The 17794-nt window shown below is 56.1% G+C and carries 16 protein-coding genes; 8 read left to right on the forward strand and 8 right to left on the reverse strand.

The genetic code is table 11. The features are described from left to right. The 3 genes from VHE34_RS17535 to VHE34_RS17545 form a co-directional block, all read right to left on the reverse strand. Positions 1–2598, reverse strand: coding sequence for a M1 family metallopeptidase (locus tag VHE34_RS17535; RefSeq protein WP_325590153.1), 2598 nt, complete (start codon positions 2596–2598; stop codon positions 1–3). Between the two features lie 64 nt (positions 2599–2662). Continuing rightward, complete coding sequence (locus VHE34_RS17540; RefSeq protein ID WP_325590154.1) at positions 2663–3073, reverse strand: DUF4907 domain-containing protein; 411 nt, start codon at positions 3071–3073, stop codon at positions 2663–2665. After that, the gene (locus VHE34_RS17545; RefSeq protein WP_325590155.1) at positions 3073–4218 is read right to left on the reverse strand and encodes a hypothetical protein; all 1146 of its coding nucleotides are present in this window, start codon (positions 4216–4218) and stop codon (positions 3073–3075) included. The genes VHE34_RS17540 and VHE34_RS17545 overlap by 1 nt, the downstream gene beginning before the upstream one ends. A gap of 395 nt (positions 4219–4613) precedes the next feature. Between VHE34_RS17545 and VHE34_RS17550 the strand changes: the two genes are divergently transcribed. Genes VHE34_RS17550 through VHE34_RS17570 form a run of 5 tightly spaced genes read left to right on the forward strand, consistent with a single transcriptional unit; the run spans position 4614 to position 10249 of the window. Beyond that, a complete protein-coding gene (locus VHE34_RS17550; protein ID WP_325590156.1) occupies positions 4614–6059 on the forward strand; it encodes a DUF4270 family protein in 1446 nt (481 codons plus the stop codon). Positions 6060–6063: 4 nt separating this feature from the next. Further along, positions 6064–7341 carry a hypothetical protein gene (locus VHE34_RS17555; protein ID WP_325590157.1) on the forward strand — a complete coding sequence of 426 codons (1278 nt, stop codon included), beginning with the start codon at positions 6064–6066 and terminating at the stop codon, positions 7339–7341. Between the two features lies 1 nt (position 7342). After that, complete coding sequence (locus tag VHE34_RS17560; RefSeq protein WP_325590158.1) at positions 7343–8089, forward strand: LytTR family DNA-binding domain-containing protein; 747 nt, start codon at positions 7343–7345, stop codon at positions 8087–8089. Between the two features lie 48 nt (positions 8090–8137). Further along, positions 8138–8995, forward strand: a complete 858-nt coding sequence (locus VHE34_RS17565; protein ID WP_325590159.1) for a type 1 glutamine amidotransferase — start codon at positions 8138–8140, stop codon at positions 8993–8995. Positions 8996–9046: 51 nt separating this feature from the next. Continuing rightward, entirely contained in the window at positions 9047–10249 is a 1203-nt protein-coding gene (locus VHE34_RS17570; RefSeq protein ID WP_325590160.1) for a hypothetical protein, read from the forward strand. Here the strand turns inward: VHE34_RS17570 and VHE34_RS17575 are convergent. Next, entirely contained in the window at positions 10192–10611 is a 420-nt protein-coding gene (locus VHE34_RS17575) for a hypothetical protein (protein ID WP_325590161.1), read from the reverse strand. The two genes, VHE34_RS17570 and VHE34_RS17575, sit on opposite strands and share 58 nt — an antisense overlap. 23 nt (positions 10612–10634) lie before the next feature. Between VHE34_RS17575 and VHE34_RS17580 the strand changes: the two genes are divergently transcribed. Continuing rightward, positions 10635–11423 (forward strand): SDR family oxidoreductase, encoded by a 789-nt coding sequence (locus tag VHE34_RS17580; protein WP_325590162.1) that lies wholly within the window; start codon positions 10635–10637, stop codon positions 11421–11423. A 41-nt stretch (positions 11424–11464) separates the two neighbouring features. Here the strand turns inward: VHE34_RS17580 and VHE34_RS17585 are convergent, their stop codons facing one another. Next, positions 11465–12034, reverse strand: a complete 570-nt coding sequence (locus VHE34_RS17585) for a hypothetical protein (protein ID WP_325590163.1) — start codon at positions 12032–12034, stop codon at positions 11465–11467. A gap of 171 nt (positions 12035–12205) precedes the next feature. Here VHE34_RS17585 and VHE34_RS17590 point away from each other — a divergent pair, with 171 nt between their 5' ends. Further along, positions 12206–12520, forward strand: coding sequence for a cupin domain-containing protein (locus tag VHE34_RS17590; protein ID WP_325590164.1), 315 nt, complete (start codon positions 12206–12208; stop codon positions 12518–12520). Positions 12521–12531: 11 nt separating this feature from the next. Next, positions 12532–13488 carry a cation diffusion facilitator family transporter gene (locus tag VHE34_RS17595; protein WP_325590165.1) on the forward strand — a complete coding sequence of 319 codons (957 nt, stop codon included), beginning with the start codon at positions 12532–12534 and terminating at the stop codon, positions 13486–13488. Positions 13489–13515: 27 nt separating this feature from the next. Here the strand turns inward: VHE34_RS17595 and VHE34_RS17600 are convergent, their stop codons facing one another. The 3 genes from VHE34_RS17600 to sucC all read right to left on the reverse strand — a co-directional run bounded on the left by VHE34_RS17600 (position 13516) and on the right by sucC (position 17753). Next, entirely contained in the window at positions 13516–15579 is a 2064-nt protein-coding gene (locus VHE34_RS17600; RefSeq protein ID WP_325590166.1) for a putative porin, read from the reverse strand. A gap of 136 nt (positions 15580–15715) precedes the next feature. Beyond that, positions 15716–16540: a purine-nucleoside phosphorylase gene (locus VHE34_RS17605; RefSeq protein WP_325590167.1), complete on the reverse strand. Its 825-nt coding sequence runs from the start codon at positions 16538–16540 to the stop codon at positions 15716–15718. A gap of 1 nt (position 16541) precedes the next feature. Then, positions 16542–17753 (reverse strand): ADP-forming succinate--CoA ligase subunit beta, encoded by a 1212-nt coding sequence (gene sucC / locus VHE34_RS17610; protein ID WP_325590168.1) that lies wholly within the window; start codon positions 17751–17753, stop codon positions 16542–16544. Positions 17754–17794 lie beyond the last annotated feature (41 nt).

Below are 17794 nucleotides of genomic sequence, written 5' to 3' on the forward strand. Positions count from 1 at the left end.
CTACTTCATGTCCGCCGCTGTCAGCCCTGAATTCACCTTAACGGACGTCACCTTCATATCCAGGTCCACCTGCCCCTGGTTGTCATCGATATGCCAGGGAAACCTGATCCCGCTGACCTCCCGGTAATCTCCAAACTCCGTCGATGTTTCGCCCTGGCTCGTATTTTTCACTTCACGGATCCGCAGCCCGCTCTCGACGGAATAATAAAAGTGATGTACCCGGCCCGCCGGACCGGTCACCTTTACCTCGTAGGCATCCGTGCCTTCGAGGTTCTTGATGCTGGTCAGCTCGGTGGTATATCCTTCCTTGAAAAAATTCAACTCGGGAAAGGGACTGGCATTCTCCCGCAGCTCTTTCTTCGTCTTCTCGTCCAGTGCCGGACTCTGCCCGCCCTGCGCGATAGTTACACTGTCTTTGCTGACCACCAGGTGCACGACATGCATCTTCATATCGGGCAACTCGATATCCAACATCGCCGCATCCGGCGCAATGAACCGCCTCGTCTCGATCACACTCTGCCCCTGCACATTCGCCGTCGCAACGATCTCCAGGTCCTTTACCGCGGCGACCTTATCCCGCCCGCCGATGGCGGCCAGGTATTTGTCGATCACCGAAGCCGCCGAGACACCCGCAGGAACCGGCCGCTCCGCCGCCTGGCCGGTCCAGACGTTATTCGACGGATTGATATCCGGAAAGTCATGCGCCGGATCGATCACTATCTTCTTGATCTTCGAGGTAGACGGATAGGCAAAAGCCTTCGTCGGCCCATGCTGCCAGATCTCCGCAGGCAGCGTAAGCGTATCGGACTTTCCACCCTCCTGCTCGATGACCATCACCACCGGCATCACCATCTCTTCCAAATTCTCGATGGTGATAATGGAGCCCTTTGCAGGATCGCTCTCCACATATTTCACCCCCTTCACGCCTTGATCCAGCTTCCAGTTATTGAGGATCCATCCCCGCCAGAACCATCCCAGGTCCTCGCCTCCGGCATTCTCCATGCAATGGAAGAAATCCCAGGGTGTAGGATGCTTGAACGCCCAACGCCGGATATAGGTGCGGAACGCATAATCGAACCGCCGTTCCCCAAGGACATATTTCCGCAGCAGGTCCAGCGCCATGGCCGGCTTCGAATAGGCCGCACTGCCGAGGTTATTCGGCTGGATAACATCGGGTACCGTAAAAATAGCCTCACTCTTCTCCCCGAACATATATTGGGCCGCGCGTTGCGCGTCCGATCGATGCGTAAACTCCCCTTTATTGAACACCTTCGTATCCACCCCGTTGATGAACGTATTAAAACCCTCATCCATCCACGCGTACTTGCGTTCGTTCGAACCCACAATCATCGGGAACCAGTTATGACCGAACTCGTGGTTGGTCACTTCCCACAACCCGCCGCCACGCTCGCCGCTGCTGCAGAAGACGATCCCGGGATATTCCATCCCCGCGACAATTCCCGCCACATTGGTGGCAACAGGATAGGTGAACGGGAACCACTCCTCCGAATAAAGTTCGATACAACCCTTTACGAATTCGGTGCTCCGCTGCCAGGCTGCCGCTTCGTTGGATTCCGCGGGATAAACAGACTGCGCCAGCGCCTTCTTGCCCTCCGGGAGATTGATCCGGGCCGCATCCCAGATAAAAGCCCTCGAGGCCGCCCAGGCTACATCCCGCGTTTGGGTACACCGGAAACGCCAGGTAAGATTGGCCTTCGGCAGCCGGGCACTCCCATCCCTGACCTCCTGCGCCGTCTTGATCAGCACCGTCTTATCGCTGGTCCTCGCCTTTGCGAGACGCGCCTGCTGCTCGGAGGTCAGCACCTCCGCGGGATTCAACAGTTCCCCCGATCCCACGACGACCATATTCGACGGCGCCGTCACCGTATAGTCGATATTGCCATAATCCAAATAGAACTCTCCCTGGCCGAGATAAGGCAGCACATTCCATCCATTGACATCGTCATATACCTCCATCCGGGGATACCATTGGGCGATCTCATAGATCCAACCATCGCTCATCAGCTTTCTCCCCATCCTGTCGGTACCATATTCCGGGATCGCAAACGAATAGTCGATGCGGAACCGGATCACTCCCCCGCCCCCCTTCAGGGCCTGCGGCAGCCTGATCTGCATCCGCGTATCTGCAACCACCCAGTCGGCCTTCACTTCCTTTCCATCCACCAGCAATACCACCGCTCGGATCACATCTCCATCGGTAAACTTCTTATTCGACCACCGCCCCCCTGTCACGGGATTGGTTGCCTCTCCCCTGGAATCCTCCCTGTAGATGTTCTGATCCAACTGCAGCCAGAGGAACGTCAAGGCATCGGGGCTGTTGTTGGTATACTTAACAGTCACATCGCCCTTGAGGGAATGCTGCGTTGTGTCCAACACGCTATGGATCGAATAGTCGGCCCGGTTAGTCCAGTACTTTTCTCCCGGTGCCCCGCCCGCGCTGCGGTAAACCGTGCTTCCCGTGGAATAGAACAACGGATCAAAAGCCTTGTGCGGATCGAACTTCGAAGCGGAAGGAGCCTGAGCCATCAGGCCGCTGCTGCAAAACGCAAGCAGACAGGTGGTAAGAAGGATTCTCATATCCTAAAGATAACGAACCCCGCGCAGCCGCGCGGGGTTCGTAACTATAAGAATATCAAAAAAATTATTTCTTCGAAGTAGGGGGCGCGGGGGGGGCCGCCGCGGCCTGCGCCGCCTGGGCCGCGGAATCCAACGGGGGAATAAAGATCCCCTTGTTCCGCATCTCCGCCTCCGTTATATCCGGCAGCTGCCCGGCCATGGCCTTATCATAGACGATCTTGCCCGCCGCCAGCGCATCTTCTTTCGTACGAAAGACCCGGAAACCGGTAACCGCGGGGATATAATCCTGGTGGCACCAGGGGCGCCCGTCCTGCAGGATATCATAGCCCCAGCCGTTCTTTACCGGGATGGCCTTCAGCTCCAGCTGCGCATGGTCGTGACGCGCCTTCATCCGCCTATAGAAGCCGAAGGAAAAGGTCCCGATGATCACCAGCAGCATCAGGATCGAAAGCCCCCATTTACGCAAGAATTTCATTAATCGAACTGGTTATAAATCTGTTGCGGGAAGAACTCTCTCAGGTCCTGGAAAGCGCCCGTGTTACCCTGACTGACGCCGGTGCCGACAAAGCCGCGGCCCAAAAGAGAGAAGCCGACCGCCCCGCTGCGCGGCGCACCTTCATAGGGAGTCTTCTCATACCAGAGATCGGTGGCGAAATCATACTCCCAGGTATAGTTGATCGACGTGCCGTTCTGTCCAAGCGTGATATATCCCCTGTCGGCAGGATTCCAGGGACCCGCGGGGATGATAAAACCAACGCCGTATTTGCGGACGATATTGGTATAACCATCGTCGTAGGTACCGCTGTTGGTGTTGGAGATATCCCGGAGTTGGCTCCAGACGTGCGTAGTGTCCGTCTCCGCATGTTTGGGATCGAACACCCAGAAGTCATAAGCCATATTGTTCACCTCATGCTGACCGCTGGCCGTGTAGCCGCCCAGGATATAACCCTTGCCGTTGTAGACCCAGGTCGTGGCGCCGCTCCGCGGGTTGCCCGGCAGGTATTGTTTGGGGGTCCAGGTATTCGTAGCAGGGCTGTATTTCCATACGTCGACAAAATAGGTGTAGTTGTCCGTACCGGTGAGGACGTAGCCGACCGAGTCAAAACCCCAGGCCGCAGCATCCAGACGAGGCTGGGCGACACCGCCCTGCTCGAGGGAATCGATCTGGTACCAGGTGTTCTGGTCAGAGCTATAGGCCCAGAAATCCGCCAGCGGCGTGAAACCGTCGTTGCCGACACCCGTACCGACATAACCCGTATTGCCGATAGTAAAGGCTACCGCATTGCTGCGGGCAGGACCAGGGAAATCTGCAGACTTGGACCAGGTTCCCAGCGTACTATCATAAAAAGTAGGAGAAGGAAGCGGATTGGTGGGGATGGGAGTCGGAGTATATTTGAAGAAGGTTTTTAACCGTTGGTTGGGAAATTGCGGATTGATCCCCGTGCCGACCCATGCAACGTTATTGATGGTGAACGCAACCCCGAAGCCGGAGGTCTGTCCCGGGAAGGTGGCACGACCTACCCAGTTGCCGTTTTGTGTATAGTTGATGCTAGCTTTGGTGCAGGAAAACAGGATACCTAGTAACATTAACGCGAACAAAGTAATGTTGATCCGCTTCATAATTTTTTTGATATTTTGCGCTAAAGTATTCGAAGTACACATAGCAATTTCGTTAAAATGTATTTTCACAAAGATTTAATAGACGAAATGCCGCTTTTTATATACCAAGAAAGAATTCGCGCGCCTTTTCCGCTTCTTTGCTTTTCGCGCTCTTCCTTTTGTTCTATCTTTTTGAAAAAGAGCAATTAACAAGGAGTCGGCAGGCCTTTTTTGCACCGCCCGGCAACCTCGAAAGCATTTCTATTGGTAGATAAAAAAAAGCGATTGGTCGTTTTTTTGATACCTTTGATACATACTAACAAAATAGTAACAACTCACCCCCCTAATATTGCACCTTAACCGGACGGAATCCGGCCAAAATTCGCATCTTTGCCGGCCAGTTATAAGAAACCAGCATGACTATACATAAATATCTGCGAAAAGAACTGCTTTTTCCCATATTTTCTTCCCTTCTGGCTTTGTTTTTCCTCGCCGGCTGTCAAAAACAGCCCTCCCTGCTGTTCGGCAGCAGCTATTCCGATGAAGGCACCGGTGCCAACGTCATCCAGGTCGACACCTCCACTATAATAATGTCAACGGCGCTGGTAGACTCCACCTCCACCTCCGGCACAGGATACCTGCAGGTCGGCTCCTATAATGACGATTATCTGGGGAATATCACCAGCCGGGCCTACTGGCAGGTCGTTCCCCCGGCCAGCCTGCCCACCCTCGACCCACGCTCGACGACCTATGATTCCATCGGGCTCATCCTTTTCGCAAAAACCGGCAACCCCTACTATGGGGATACCACCGTCTATCAAAATTACGTCGTCAGCCAGATCGATACCCTCTTCCAGGAAGCCAATGGACAGATCGGCTGGTTCAGCAACGACTCCCTCCCCCTCGGCCCGGCACTGGGCTCCGCGTCCGTTCGCATCTTCCCCAACCTCAATACCGCCCTGGCCCTTTCCAACACCAGCCAGGGTACGGGCGATACCGTCCGCATTCCCATGGACAAGGCACTGGGCCAGCAGTTGTATACCATGATCTACAACAAGTCCGACACCATTACCAACGGGACGAAATGGCAGCGTTGGTTCCACGGACTCTGTCTTTCGCCGGACGTCTCCTCCGGAGTCGCCAACCTGATCTATGGGTTCAAGGACAGCGCCATCATGCGCATCTACTACCGGCAGAACGGCGTCATCAGCACCGGGGCCTTCATCGACTTTCCGATTGGCTCCAAAGCCTTCCAGTTCAATAATGTCATAACTCACTATGGCGGCAACGGCGGCTATCAGAACAAACCCGTCGACAGCCTGCTGCGGCCGACCCAGCGTCCACAGATCCCCCCACTGACCACATCGACGCATACAAAACACGTCTCCTTTGTTCAAACCATTGGCGGGCTCAATGTCAAGCTGACCTTCCCCAACATCACGTCCATTGCATTACGACCCGACTATATCGGCCTGTTACGCGCCAGCTTGATCGTCAGACCCGTACCGGGAAGTTTCTCTACCACCTGGCGGCTGCCGCCTGCTGTAGGCATCTATAGCACGGACCAGAATAACACGCTGCTGTCCCCTATCCCTGCCCTCGGGGCCGCAGGTACCCAGACCGGGGCGCTCCAACTGGACTACTTCCATCCCCTCAATACGGTATACAGCTATGACGTCACCGCTTACATCAAGGCCGCACTGCTCAATTCGAGCCCTACCGCTCGTCAATCGGGATTAATGCTCACCATCCCGTCGAGCAATACGGCCTTCAACCGGCTGATCATCCCCGACCAGACCTACCCCGTCGATCAGCGCATTACCCTGAACATTTACTATATTTCGTTATATCCCCATCAATAAATAAATGGCACCTACCCGGATAAAAATATCGCTCCTGCTGTCGCTGCTTACGGTAACCTCCATCGGAGTGATGGCCCAGAATAACTTCTCGCCTTATTCCCAGATGGGTATCGGTGACATCGAAGACGGATTTTACAATCGCACCAGCGGCTTGGCCAATACCGGTATCGGCTACCGGAGCAACCGCTATCTGATCAATAACAACCCCGCTTCATTCTCCGCGCTGGCCAACCAGTATTTTTCGATGGAAATGGGCATCCGCGGCTCCTTCATCCAGTACTCCGGCAGCCCTGTCGCCCCCGCAAGCACCCAGTCCGGCGATATCACCTTCCGCCGCCTCGCCATGGGGATCAAGGTAACCAGGAACTGGGGGTCCAGCATCGGCCTGGTGCCCTTCAGCACGCAAAACTACGAGTTCAACGTCCCCTATTATATCCAGGGTTCCGCCAACGAGTCCGCCAACCATTATTATCAGGGACACGGCAGCGTCAACAAAGCCTATTGGGCCAACTCCTACGAGTTCTTTCACCACCTGTCCATCGGGGTGGACGCGGGTTACATCTTCGGGCAGCTGAACCAGAAGGACATCATTCAGAATCTCAACGGCGGCGCCTCCCAAACATCCACAGAGAACGACGTGAACCTGCAGAACCTCTATATGACCTATGGGATGCAGGTGTATAGCAACATCGGCAAACACTGGTCCTTCAGCGTCGGTGGCATCTATTCTCAAAGGGCCGACCTGCTGGCCGCACCCACCAAGCTCGTGCTCGGCAGCGACTCCTCGATCCTGCAGAACGAACAGTTGCCCGAAAGCTACCTCACCCTGCCGAACAGCTACGGCGCCGGCCTCTCCGTTACTCATAACGACAAGTACACCTGGGTCGCCGATTACCGCTACCAGGATTGGGGCAGCCTTAAGCACAATTCCTATCCGGGCCAGGGCTATAGCATCGCCAGCAGCGAACGCGGGTCCGTCGGCTTCGAGATCTCCAAAAAACGCATCTTCTACAATCAACGCGTAGAGCTCAACTACCTGCAAACCGGCCTGTACTACGGAAACTCCTACCTGCAGATCAATGGGAAGCAGATCAGGGATATGGGCGTCACCCTGGGCTTCGGGATGAACTCCCTGAAGTCCCCCCTCGCCTACTCCATCGTCTTCCAGTACGGCATTAAGGGAACGACCGAGAATAACCTGATCCGCGAGAACTACGCCAACGTCACCTTTGTTATCAACTACGGCTCCATTTGGTATACAAAAGGAAAGAAATTTGACTAATATGCTTGATCTCCACCAGCAGATGAAAGGCTTCCCCCTGATGGGAGTGCTCAACTGCGTGGTGGTGGAGGATAACAACAAGCAAAGCGCCCTCCTCAAGGAGTACATCGCAAAAACACCCAAGCTCTCCTTCTCCGGTAAATGCGGATCGGCGGCAGACCTCTATCCCCTCGTCACTCAGCACCGCGCAGACATCATCTTCTGGGACATCCGGCTGCTCGACAACCGGGTCATGCTCCGCCTCAGGGAATCGGGCTACTATCCCATCGTCATCTGCATCGCCGACAAACAGGAAAAGGAAGAGAAAGAAACGGACATGGACGTCTTCAGCTACCTGGTCCGGCCGCTTTCCTATGAAAGATTCCTTTCCACCATCAACAAGATCAGGGACTATCTGTCCTCCACCATTTATATCCATCACCGCAACAACCGCTTCGTCTTTATCAAGTCGGAGTACAAGATCATCAAGGTGAAGTTCGAAGACATCCTGTTCTGCGAAGGGATGAAGGATTATACCCAGATCTACGTCCGTGGCAGGGCCGAACCCATCCTCACCCTCAGCAATCTCAAATCCTTCTCCTACAAGCTGCCGCCCGACGAGTTCATCCGGGTCCACCGGAGCTTTATCGTCTCCCTCACCCATATCGATTCCATCGCCCGCAACGAGATCTATATCGGCAAGAAGATCATCCCCATCGGGGATAGCTTCAAGGACGATTTCTACCAGATCATCGAGATGAATTCCTAGACCGGCCCGCCGTCTTTCAGACAGCAAAAAAAATCGTAATTTTGCCGGATGGAAAACCAGAACAAGGTCAAAGTGGCCATCCTGGATCTCTATGAAGGCCAGGCCAATCAGGGCATGCGCTGTATCCGCGAGATCCTCACGGAATACGGCCGGTCCCACCATCTCGATCTCCGGTTCGACGAGTACGAAGTGCGCCTCCAAAAGCAAACACCCGATCTCTCCTACGATATCTATATCTCCAGCGGCGGCCCCGGCAGCCCCCTCGACAGCGAAGGCAGCGAATGGGAGAAAGTCTACTGGTCCTGGCTGCAAAAAATAGAAACCTTCAACGCCCGTCGCGACAATGCCGCGCCCAAACAGGTGCTCTTCATCTGCCACTCCTTCCAGCTGGCCTGTCGCCACTACTCCATCGCCCGCGTCACCAATCGAAAGTCCACCGCCTTTGGCGTCTTCCCGGTACACATGCTCGAAGGCGCCGCGGAAGATCCCGTCTTCCAGGGCCTGCGCGATCCCTTCTATGCCGTCGACAGCCGCAGCTACCAGGTGATCCAACCCGAACCGCAGCGGCTCGCCGCAATGGGCGGCCAGGTGCTCGCCATCGAGAAAGAACGTCCCCATGTTCCCCTTGAACGGGCGATCATGGCCGTCCGGTTCAACGAATACATGATCGGCACCCAGTTCCACCCCGAGGCCGACGCCGCGGGCATGAGCATGTACCTCCGGCGCGAAGACCGAAAGGCCACCGTCATCGCCGAACACGGCGAAGAAAAATGGAAGAGCATGATCGAACAGCTCGACGACCCCGATAAGATCCGGTACACCTACTCGCATATCATCCCGAATTTCCTGGACTATGCGAGGACATTTCATCCAAAAGTCCAAACGGACCACCGGTCCGTCGCCTGAAAGGCCGACGTTAGCTGGGAAAAAGAGCGTAACTTCCCCCAAAAGCCGCCCATGGTACCTGCACTGCGGAAAGCCTACAACGATGCCTTCACCCGGCAACGCTACGAACATTTCCTTACCGACCTGCATAGCCGCTACCCCGGCGCCATCGAATTTCGCGTCGCCGAAACCCCCGTTTTCGTCCCGGCCGCTTTGGCCGCCTCGCTCACCGACGCCTGTGAGCACATCATCGACCTCATCCTCGAGCCAAAGTTCAAAGAATGGACCGAACGCGCCATACCCGCGCACGACCGCGTCGCCCGCGAGAACGACCACCCGCATTTCCTCGTCTTCGACTTCGGCGTGTGCGAGGACGGCGACGGCGGCTTGCAGCCGCAACTCGTCGAAATGCAAGGCTTTGCCAGCCTCTATGGCTTCCAGGTGTATTACCCGGAAGTGCTGCGGCGCCATTTCGATATCCCCACCCACTACAGCCAGTTCCTCAACGGGCTCGACAAAGATAGCTACCTCGACCTGCTCCGCGCGACGATCCTCGGCGACTGCGCCCCCGAAGAAGTGATCCTGCTGGAAATACGCCCCCACGAGCAAAAGACGCGCGTCGACTTCTACTGCACCCGGGACTATCTTGGTATCTCCCCTGTATGCCTTACCGAACTCATCCAGGAAGGCAAAAAGCTGTACTATCTTCACCCGGCAACCGGCAGAAAGACCCCGATCCGCCGGATCTACAACCGGCTGATATTCGACGAGCTCCACGCAGCCGCCGCCAAGCTCCCTCCCGGCTATGTCGATATCCGGCAAGAGCTCGATGTAGAATGGGTCGCTCATCCCAATTGGTTCTATCGCGTAAGTAAGTTCACCCTCCCCTTCCTCCGGCACCCCTTCGTCCCTCCCACCTTCTTCCTCGACGAGCTGACCCAACCACCCGCCGACCTCGACAACTATGTCCTCAAACCCCTGTTCTCTTTCGCCGGCCAGGGGGTCATCATCGACGTCCGGCCCGAAGACCTCGACGTCCCCGATCCCGCTAACTGGATCCTCCAGCGCAAGGTGAAATATGCCGAAGTCATCGCCACACCCGATGTACCCGCCAAGGCGGAGATCCGGATGATGTATCTTTGGAAGGACGGCGATACCCGGCCTACCCTGGCGATCAACCTGGCACGGCTCAGCAAAGGGAAAATGATAGGTGTCAACTACAATAAAGACAAAGAATGGGTCGGCGGCAGCGTAGGGCTCTTCGAACGGCCGTAGACAAACCAATAACCTTCCGCTTCCAGGTACAACCTCCCCTCCTCCGGATCGATCCCCATCGCCGTGCAATTCAGCGGTGCAGCCAGCCATTGCATTTCTTTTGTTCGCCAATAAATGGTCAGGCTTCCGGCAGCACTATACAAAAATTCCAGTTGCCTCGCCTCATCTGTCAGGATCACATCCCCTTCCGCACTCCCCATTACAGCCCGCAAAAGCCGGTCGCTGATCGCTGCCGCGAGCGGCGGCTTCAGCCGGGTGAGATAATCAAAAGGCTGGTACACCGGCTCCCGTCCGCGAATAAACCGGTGGACCACCAGCGCCAGCAAAACAAAAACCGCGAGTATCTGTAATACTTTCTCCATCTTTACAAATCTAACCCACTCTCATGGATTTACAACTCACCGGGAAGACCGCTCTTGTCCTCGCCGCCAGCAAAGGTCTTGGAAAAGCCTGCGCCCTCGCCCTTGCGGCCGAAGGCGCCGACGTGATCATCGGCGCCCGCGAACAGACCAATCTCGACGCTGCGGCAAAACACATCGCCGCCCTCGGAAAAGGCCGCGTTCGCGCCATCCGGGTCGACGTGACCGACGCAGCCTCGGTAGCAGCAATGATCGATACCGCCGCCGCCGAATTCGGGAAGATCGATATCCTCGTCAATAATGCCGGCGGCCCGCCCTTCGGCAAGTTCGAATCTTTCGACGACGCCGCCTGGCAGTCGGCCTTCGAGCTTACCCTGCTCAGCACGGTTCGCTTCAGCCGGCTCGTCGTTCCGCACATGCGCCCTACCGGCAGCGGCCGCATCATCAACATCACCAGCCTCTCCACCAAAACCTATTTACCCGGCTCGGTCCTTTCGACCAGCCTCCGTCTGGGTGTTGTCGGAATGGCAAAAATGCTGGCAAACGAACTGGGCCCGGACAATATAACCGTCAATAACGTCGCACCCGGATCGATCCTCACCGATCGCCTCCGGCATTCCATGACCTCCACCGCGCCCGGCGCGCCCTCCTTCGAAGAACAGCTCGCCGAACATGCAAAGGGTATACCCCTCGGCAGGATCGGGAAACCAGAGGAGCTGGCGGCGCTGGTCGCGTTTCTCGCCAGCCCCCTGGCCGGTTACATCACCGGCGCCACTATCCCGGTCGACGGCGGCGCCATAAAGGCTACCGTCTGACATTCGCCAGACCACCGTCCGGCGGCTCTTACGTTAAAACGCTAGCGGCTCACTTCGTCGCCGCCACCCACCTGGTCATCGCGCTTCTTGCTGACGATGTTGACATTCACCGCCCAATCCGTCACGAGGAAGACCAGCTCCACCTCCACCTTTACCTCCCGGTACCGTTCGTCACCGGTCTGTATCCGTAAGGTCGAGGTCGTAAAAGGCGCTTCCTGGGTCGCAGGTTCCCAGTCTCCCGTCAGGAAGAACTTACTGCCATCCACCAGCCTCAGGTAACAGCCCTTCAGCCGCCGGAAAAGCTCGCCATACTGCTTCGAAGCTTCCGAAAAATCCTCTCCCTTGTACATCCGGGCCTGCCAGCTGGCAGTCGTGTCTTCGATGGAATGCCAGCGGGTAATGATACAGCTCTGCGCTCCCGGCAACTCCACCGTCGAAGCATAATTCTCGAACTCACCCTGCGCCAGCACAAGGTCGCCGGAAATATGCCGGAGATTGTAAGGGAAGTCCTGCAGGACCGAATCGATAACACCGTGAAAACTTTGGGAAAAAACAGGAACAGACGCAAATGAGGCCACTACGGCCATGGTTAGGGTTACGATCGCTTTCATTAGAATGGATTTTAATATGCGGACAACGGCCCGCACCTTCGACGCAAGGATACGGCGAAGCCTGCGCGCGTCATAGCGAAGGTTATCCACTTATCCACATTGCGAGCCGACTTTTCCACCAAATTGAGGCGCCTTCCGCCACAAATCGGTACCTTCGGCAAAAATCCCATAATGCAGAATCTCAGCGATATCCCTGTAAAACAAACACTTCCGGGCTTTTTCGGAAAAATGGTTCACGGCGACAGCAGCTCCCTCGTCTTCTGGGATATCAAAAAAGGACATACCTCCCCCGAACACCACCACATTAACGAACAGATCACTTATATCGCCGAGGGCGAACTGGAAATGGTCATTGGCGGCCAGAAGTACCTGATGAAAGCAGGCGACGTCCATGTCATTCCATCCAATGTCCGGCACTCCGCCTACGCCGTCACCGACTGCAAGGTCATCGACTCCTTCGCCCCAGCCCGCGACGATTATCGCTAAAAATACCCTCAATGGCACACACGCACGATCATGCCCCTGCCCACGGCCACGATCACTCCCATTCCCATGGCCTGGGTCACCACCACCATCCGGTCAATTTAAAAGAGGTGAACCAGGCTTTCATGATCGGCATCGTGCTCAACTTCGCCTTTGTCATCATCGAGGTCGTCGTCGGTCTCAGCATCCACTCCCTTTCCCTGCTCTCCGACGCCGGTCATAACCTCGCCGACGTGGCCTCACTGGCCATGTCGCTCATCGCCATCAGGCTGTTGAAAGTGCGGCCGACCGAGCGATACACTTACGGCCTCAAGAAGACGACCATTCTCGTCGCCCTGCTAAACGCCGCGATCCTCCTGCTCTCCCTCGGCGCGATCGGCTATGAAGCCATCCACCGGCTCATCAGCCCCGAACCGCTCCCCGGCAAAACGATCTCCATCGTCGCCGCCATCGGCATCGTCATCAACGCCCTCACCGCCATGCTCTTCCTCCGGAGCAAGGAAAACGACCTGAATATCCGCAGCGCCTTTCTCCACCTGCTCTCCGACGCAATCGTCTCGGCGGCCCTCGTCGTGGGCGGCCTCATCATCTTCTATACGAACCTGTTCTGGATCGACGCGGCCCTTAGCCTCCTCGTCGCACTCGTCATCCTCTTCAGCACCTGGCAACTGCTGCGCGACAGCCTCCGGCTCTCACTGGATGGCGTGCCCGCCGGCATCGAGATCCGCAAGATCCGCGAGGGTATCGCAAAAATGAAGGGAGTAAAAGACTTTCACCATATCCATGTCTGGGCCATCAGCACCACCGAGAACGCCCTGACGGCCCATGTGGTCGTCGACCGCAACTGCACCATGGAGTACGTCGATCAGCTCAAGCACGACATCAAGCATGAGCTGCTGCACCTCAACATCCAGCACGCAACGCTCGAAGTAGAGATGGAAGACGCGCCCTGCGACCAGGCGGACTGCTAGGCCGGTCCCAACCGGGGCGCGAAGCCGCTAATTAATGAAATTCCAGTAAAACCCATACCGGATGATCAGCCCCGGCGACGCATAGTAAGGCGCAACAAAGTTGTTGTGATAGAACCCGAACCCGCGTGGGCTGAACGCCATCGCATTCAAATTCTCCCCACGGATATACGCGGTAAAGCTGCGGATGCGAAAATGCAGGTAAAGGTTGATGTCCGGAAGATGCTGCGTCACCGTCTGACTCTGGCTGAAGAACTGGCCGTTCGCCGGCGAATACCCATCGGCCTTGTAAGGACTGATATACCGCAGCTCGGTACCGAAACTGATCGTCAGGTTTCGGAACCCAAGGTTCCCGTCATAACCCACCTGGTTAGCCGAAACGATAAGGGGGACATGCACCGGGGACGAACCGGCCACCTGCTGGATCGTCGTAAGCGTCCGCCATTTCCAATGCCGGTAGAGGGTAAACTGCTTCTGCAGCGTCACCTGCAGTAGGTTGAAGACCGGGGCCTGCGCCACCTTGTAATAGTCGTGAAAATAGGAGTAGTTGGTCAGCAGGTAATACGAGGCGCTCAGCACCAGCTGATGCTGGGGTTGCTCCAGCGAGGCAAAAAGATGGGTGGTATTTTCCTTGCTGAAGCTCGAATGCGTCGATGCCGTGTCCCAGTTGAAGCTGCTGGCCCGGTCGAAAACAAAGCCCGGTGTCCGGTTCGCATTCTCGAATCCCGCCTGGAAATAACCCACCTGCCGGCTGACCAGCCGCTTCAGACTGATACTGGCATTGTAGTCGCCGGCATCCAGCCCATTCAGATACAACCGGCCCATCGCCTCGATATCCCATTTCTGGTTCCGCGTCCGATTACGGTATTCCCCATGCGCAAAGGCATTTTGTGTATTCAACTTGTGCGCCGTCGTAACAACGCCCGTCGTCGTGGTATCGAAGTTCCCCGTCAGCAGTTCCAACGTCGCACCCAGCTTGAGGAACTGTTGCGGGTTCTTGGCGTCGGGGAACGTGTAGATGCTGAAGTCGTTGGAGAAATTCCGCCAGTTATCCTGCCGCCAGAAGCTGTCGTTGACGGCACTCAATCCAACCACCCCGAGATCGGCGGCATAATACGAGGAATCCAGCGTATAGCCCGATGAGGGCTGCGCCAGGTCGAAGAACCGGTAGTGATAAGTGCTGTAGGCCGTCGTCTGCTCCAGCCGCACCCGCGGGTAGAACAAGGGGATCACCGAAGAATCGGTCACGATCGAATCCTTTTGCCCAAGATCGTATTGATGCCGCATCAAAAAAGTAGCCGACGAATATTTCGTACCGACGGAGATCTTCGAGGAAAAGAAGTTGCCGGTAGGCTGTACCAGGTTCTGCCCGAGGTTCACCGGCAGCGTCGCCTGGTTGCTGTACTGCACGGAGTCCAGGTCCTTCGGATTCCGTAGCCCCCCATTCTCCGAGGATCCCAGCACGCTGGCTGCCAGCACAAAAAAGTTCTGATACCGCTTATTCCTCGACTGGTACCAGGAGGTGAACCGGTAATTGTTGTGATTGGTGTTCTGGTTCCCGAACGTGCCGGGCGAGTTGATCAGCCGGTATTGAAAAGAATAGTTCCAGTTGGGCCGGATATTCCGCGTGTGCAGGATATCGATATACTGCTCCCCGCGCGTGCCAAGAAAGAACCCAAGCTCGGTATACGGTTTCGTCGTATGGAAAAAACGCGTCTCATCCGCGGTGAACCGGTAGATATCATAAGCATGCCACCCCGGGTCCCACCCCGATTGCATCCGCGGCGAAAAGATCAGCGACCGGCTCGCCGTCCCATTATTGCCGAGGTTGATCCAGGTAGAGCGTACCGGCAACCGCCGGCCGATGTCGAAGATCGATGAGTCAAACCGGTAAAGCTTGCTGGAGTCGAGATAACGAAAATTGATGGTGATGGTATCTTCATGCCGGTGCTGCAGACTGTCCTTCCCGCCGCCGCCGCCTATCGAGCCGATATTGCCAAACCGGCCGCCGATGGGCAACTGCGCCAGCAGCCTCGACCCCGGCAGCGACAATAAAAAAACAAGCGCGATGGTTATAAAACGGCGTAGATTCACTGCTGAAATTGCGGACAATTTACTCATTCAATGGCATAAGAAACGTTAATTCGCCGGCGGATGGGTCCCCGGGGAAATATGCCCTTCCGCCGGCGAACGCTGATGATTGGCCTTCGGCCGATGGACCCGTCGTCCATCAGACCACTCCTATCAGTCCCTTAAAAAGGGCCGTCAGCTTTGGCTCGGCCGCGGCAGCCGCCTCCAGCACCTCCTGATGGGTGATGATATTATCCTCCTCACGGATGCCCAGATCAGTAATGACACTCATCGCAAACACCGCCATTCCCAGATGCCGCGCCGCGATCACCTCCTGCACCGTGCTCATCCCGACGGCATCGCCGCCGGCAATATGCAGGAACCGGTATTCCGCCCGCGTCTCAAAGGTAGGTCCCGTAACTCCCGCATACACACCCTGATGAACCGGGATCCCCAGGCCGGCTGCGATCTCCCGGGCCTTCTGGATCAGCCCGCGGTCGTAAGGCTCGCTCATATCCGGGAATCGCGGCCCCAGCAGAGGTTCGTTCTTGCCCAGCAGTGGGTTGACGACAAAGAAGCTGATATGATCGTGGATGATCATCAGGTCGCCGACCCGGAAGGCTTTGTTCATCCCGCCCGCAGCATTGGAAAGAAGCAGTGTCTTTACTCCCAGGAATTTCAACACCCGGATCGGGTAGACCACCTGCTGTGGAGTGTAGCCCTCATAATAATGAAACCTTCCGGAAAGCGTCACCACCGGCCGGCCGTTCAGGGTCCCGAAGATGAGCTTGCCATGATGCCCCTCGACCGTCGAAACCGGGAAATGGGGGATATCCGCATACGAGATCTCCTTGTCGATCAGGATCTCCGTAGAGAGATTACCAAGACCACTGCCCAAAACAATGCCGACGGCCGGCTCCTGATCGCACACCGCCCGGATCGCCGTGACCGTCTCCTCTATCTGCTGTAAAATGGTTTGCCCCATATCAGGAAACCGCTTTATTGACCAGCGCCGCCGCTTCGCTCAGCAGGATGGCGGACTGAACCTTGAGGCCACTTTGCGCGATCAGCTGCTGGGCCTCTTCGGCGTTGGTGCCCTGCAGTCTTACGATGATAGGAACTTTTATGGTGCCGATGGACTTATAAGCATCGATGACCCCCTGGGCAACCCGGTCGCAACGCACAATACCTCCAAAGATGTTGATGAGGATCGCTTTTACCTTCGGATCCTTGAGGATGATCCGGAAACCGGCTTCAACCGTCGTTGCATTGGCGGTCCCCCCGACGTCCAGGAAGTTGGCGGGTTCGCCACCGCTCAGCTTGATCATATCCATAGTCGCCATGGCCAGACCGGCCCCGTTGACCATACAACCTACGTTCCCATCCAGCTTGACAAAATTCAGATTGTATTTGCCGGCTTCGACTTCCGTAGGATCTTCCTCGCTGATATCCCGCAGCGCCTCCAGGTCCGGGTGACGCATCAGGGAATTGTCATCGAGGTTCATCTTACAGTCGACCGCGATGATCTTCTCGTCGCTGGTCTTGAACAGCGGGTTGATCTCGAGCATCGAACAATCCAACCCTACATACGCATTATAAAGATTCGTAACAAATTTGACGCAATTCTTGAACGCCTCGCCGCTAAGGCCGAAGTTGAAAGCGATCTTCCGGGCCTGGAACGGCTGAAGACCGCCACCCGGGTGCACCCACTCTTTAAAAATCTTTTCAGGCGTGCTGTGCGCCACTTCCTCGATGTCCATCCCTCCCTCGGTACTGTACATGATCACATTCTGCCCCTTGGCGCGGTCCAGCAGCACGGAGATGTACAACTCCTTCACCGGGTTGGCGCCCGGATAGTAAACGTCCTGCGCGATCAGCACCTTGTTGACCTTCTTGCCGGCAGGCCCGGTCTGGATCGTCACCAGCGTTCCGCCCAGGATATTGGAGGCGATCTTCGCAATATCCTCCGCACTCTTACCCACGGCCACCCCACGCTGTTCCGTCCCCTCGATCTTTCCTTTCCCACGACCGCCCGCATGGATCTGGGCCTTCACTACTGCAAAATTATTCCCAAACTGTACTTTTAAATTCTTGTAGGCTTCTTCGGCAGCCCCCGCATTATCTACCGGGATGCCTTCCTGTACGGGTACATTATACTTTTTCAGTAGTTCTTTGGCCTGATATTCATGCAAGTTCATGGGCAAAAAATTTTGCCAAAAATAGTGCAAAAAAAGAGTCC

The organism is Puia sp. (genome assembly GCF_035546395.1).
Classification (GTDB): Bacteria; Bacteroidota; Bacteroidia; order Chitinophagales; family Chitinophagaceae; genus Puia.

Excerpts from the sequence above, each read along its gene's own strand:
- VHE34_RS17535 (WP_325590153.1), bottom strand. The coding sequence starts at position 2,598 with ATGAGAATCCTTCTTACCACCTGTCTGCTTGCGTTTTGCAGCAGCGGC.
- VHE34_RS17540 (WP_325590154.1), bottom strand. The coding sequence starts at position 3,073 with ATGAAATTCTTGCGTAAATGGGGGCTTTCGATCCTGATGCTGCTGGTG.
- VHE34_RS17545 (WP_325590155.1), bottom strand. The coding sequence starts at position 4,218 with ATGAAGCGGATCAACATTACTTTGTTCGCGTTAATGTTACTAGGTATC.
- VHE34_RS17550 (WP_325590156.1), top strand. The coding sequence starts at position 4,614 with ATGACTATACATAAATATCTGCGAAAAGAACTGCTTTTTCCCATATTT.
- VHE34_RS17555 (WP_325590157.1), top strand. The coding sequence starts at position 6,064 with ATGGCACCTACCCGGATAAAAATATCGCTCCTGCTGTCGCTGCTTACG.
- VHE34_RS17560 (WP_325590158.1), top strand. The coding sequence starts at position 7,343 with ATGCTTGATCTCCACCAGCAGATGAAAGGCTTCCCCCTGATGGGAGTG.
- VHE34_RS17565 (WP_325590159.1), top strand. The coding sequence starts at position 8,138 with ATGGAAAACCAGAACAAGGTCAAAGTGGCCATCCTGGATCTCTATGAA.
- VHE34_RS17570 (WP_325590160.1), top strand. The coding sequence starts at position 9,047 with ATGGTACCTGCACTGCGGAAAGCCTACAACGATGCCTTCACCCGGCAA.
- VHE34_RS17575 (WP_325590161.1), bottom strand. The coding sequence starts at position 10,611 with ATGGAGAAAGTATTACAGATACTCGCGGTTTTTGTTTTGCTGGCGCTG.
- VHE34_RS17580 (WP_325590162.1), top strand. The coding sequence starts at position 10,635 with ATGGATTTACAACTCACCGGGAAGACCGCTCTTGTCCTCGCCGCCAGC.
- VHE34_RS17585 (WP_325590163.1), bottom strand. The coding sequence starts at position 12,034 with ATGAAAGCGATCGTAACCCTAACCATGGCCGTAGTGGCCTCATTTGCG.
- VHE34_RS17590 (WP_325590164.1), top strand. The coding sequence starts at position 12,206 with ATGCAGAATCTCAGCGATATCCCTGTAAAACAAACACTTCCGGGCTTT.
- VHE34_RS17595 (WP_325590165.1), top strand. The coding sequence starts at position 12,532 with ATGGCACACACGCACGATCATGCCCCTGCCCACGGCCACGATCACTCC.
- VHE34_RS17605 (WP_325590167.1), bottom strand. The coding sequence starts at position 16,540 with ATGGGGCAAACCATTTTACAGCAGATAGAGGAGACGGTCACGGCGATC.
- sucC (WP_325590168.1), bottom strand. The coding sequence starts at position 17,753 with ATGAACTTGCATGAATATCAGGCCAAAGAACTACTGAAAAAGTATAAT.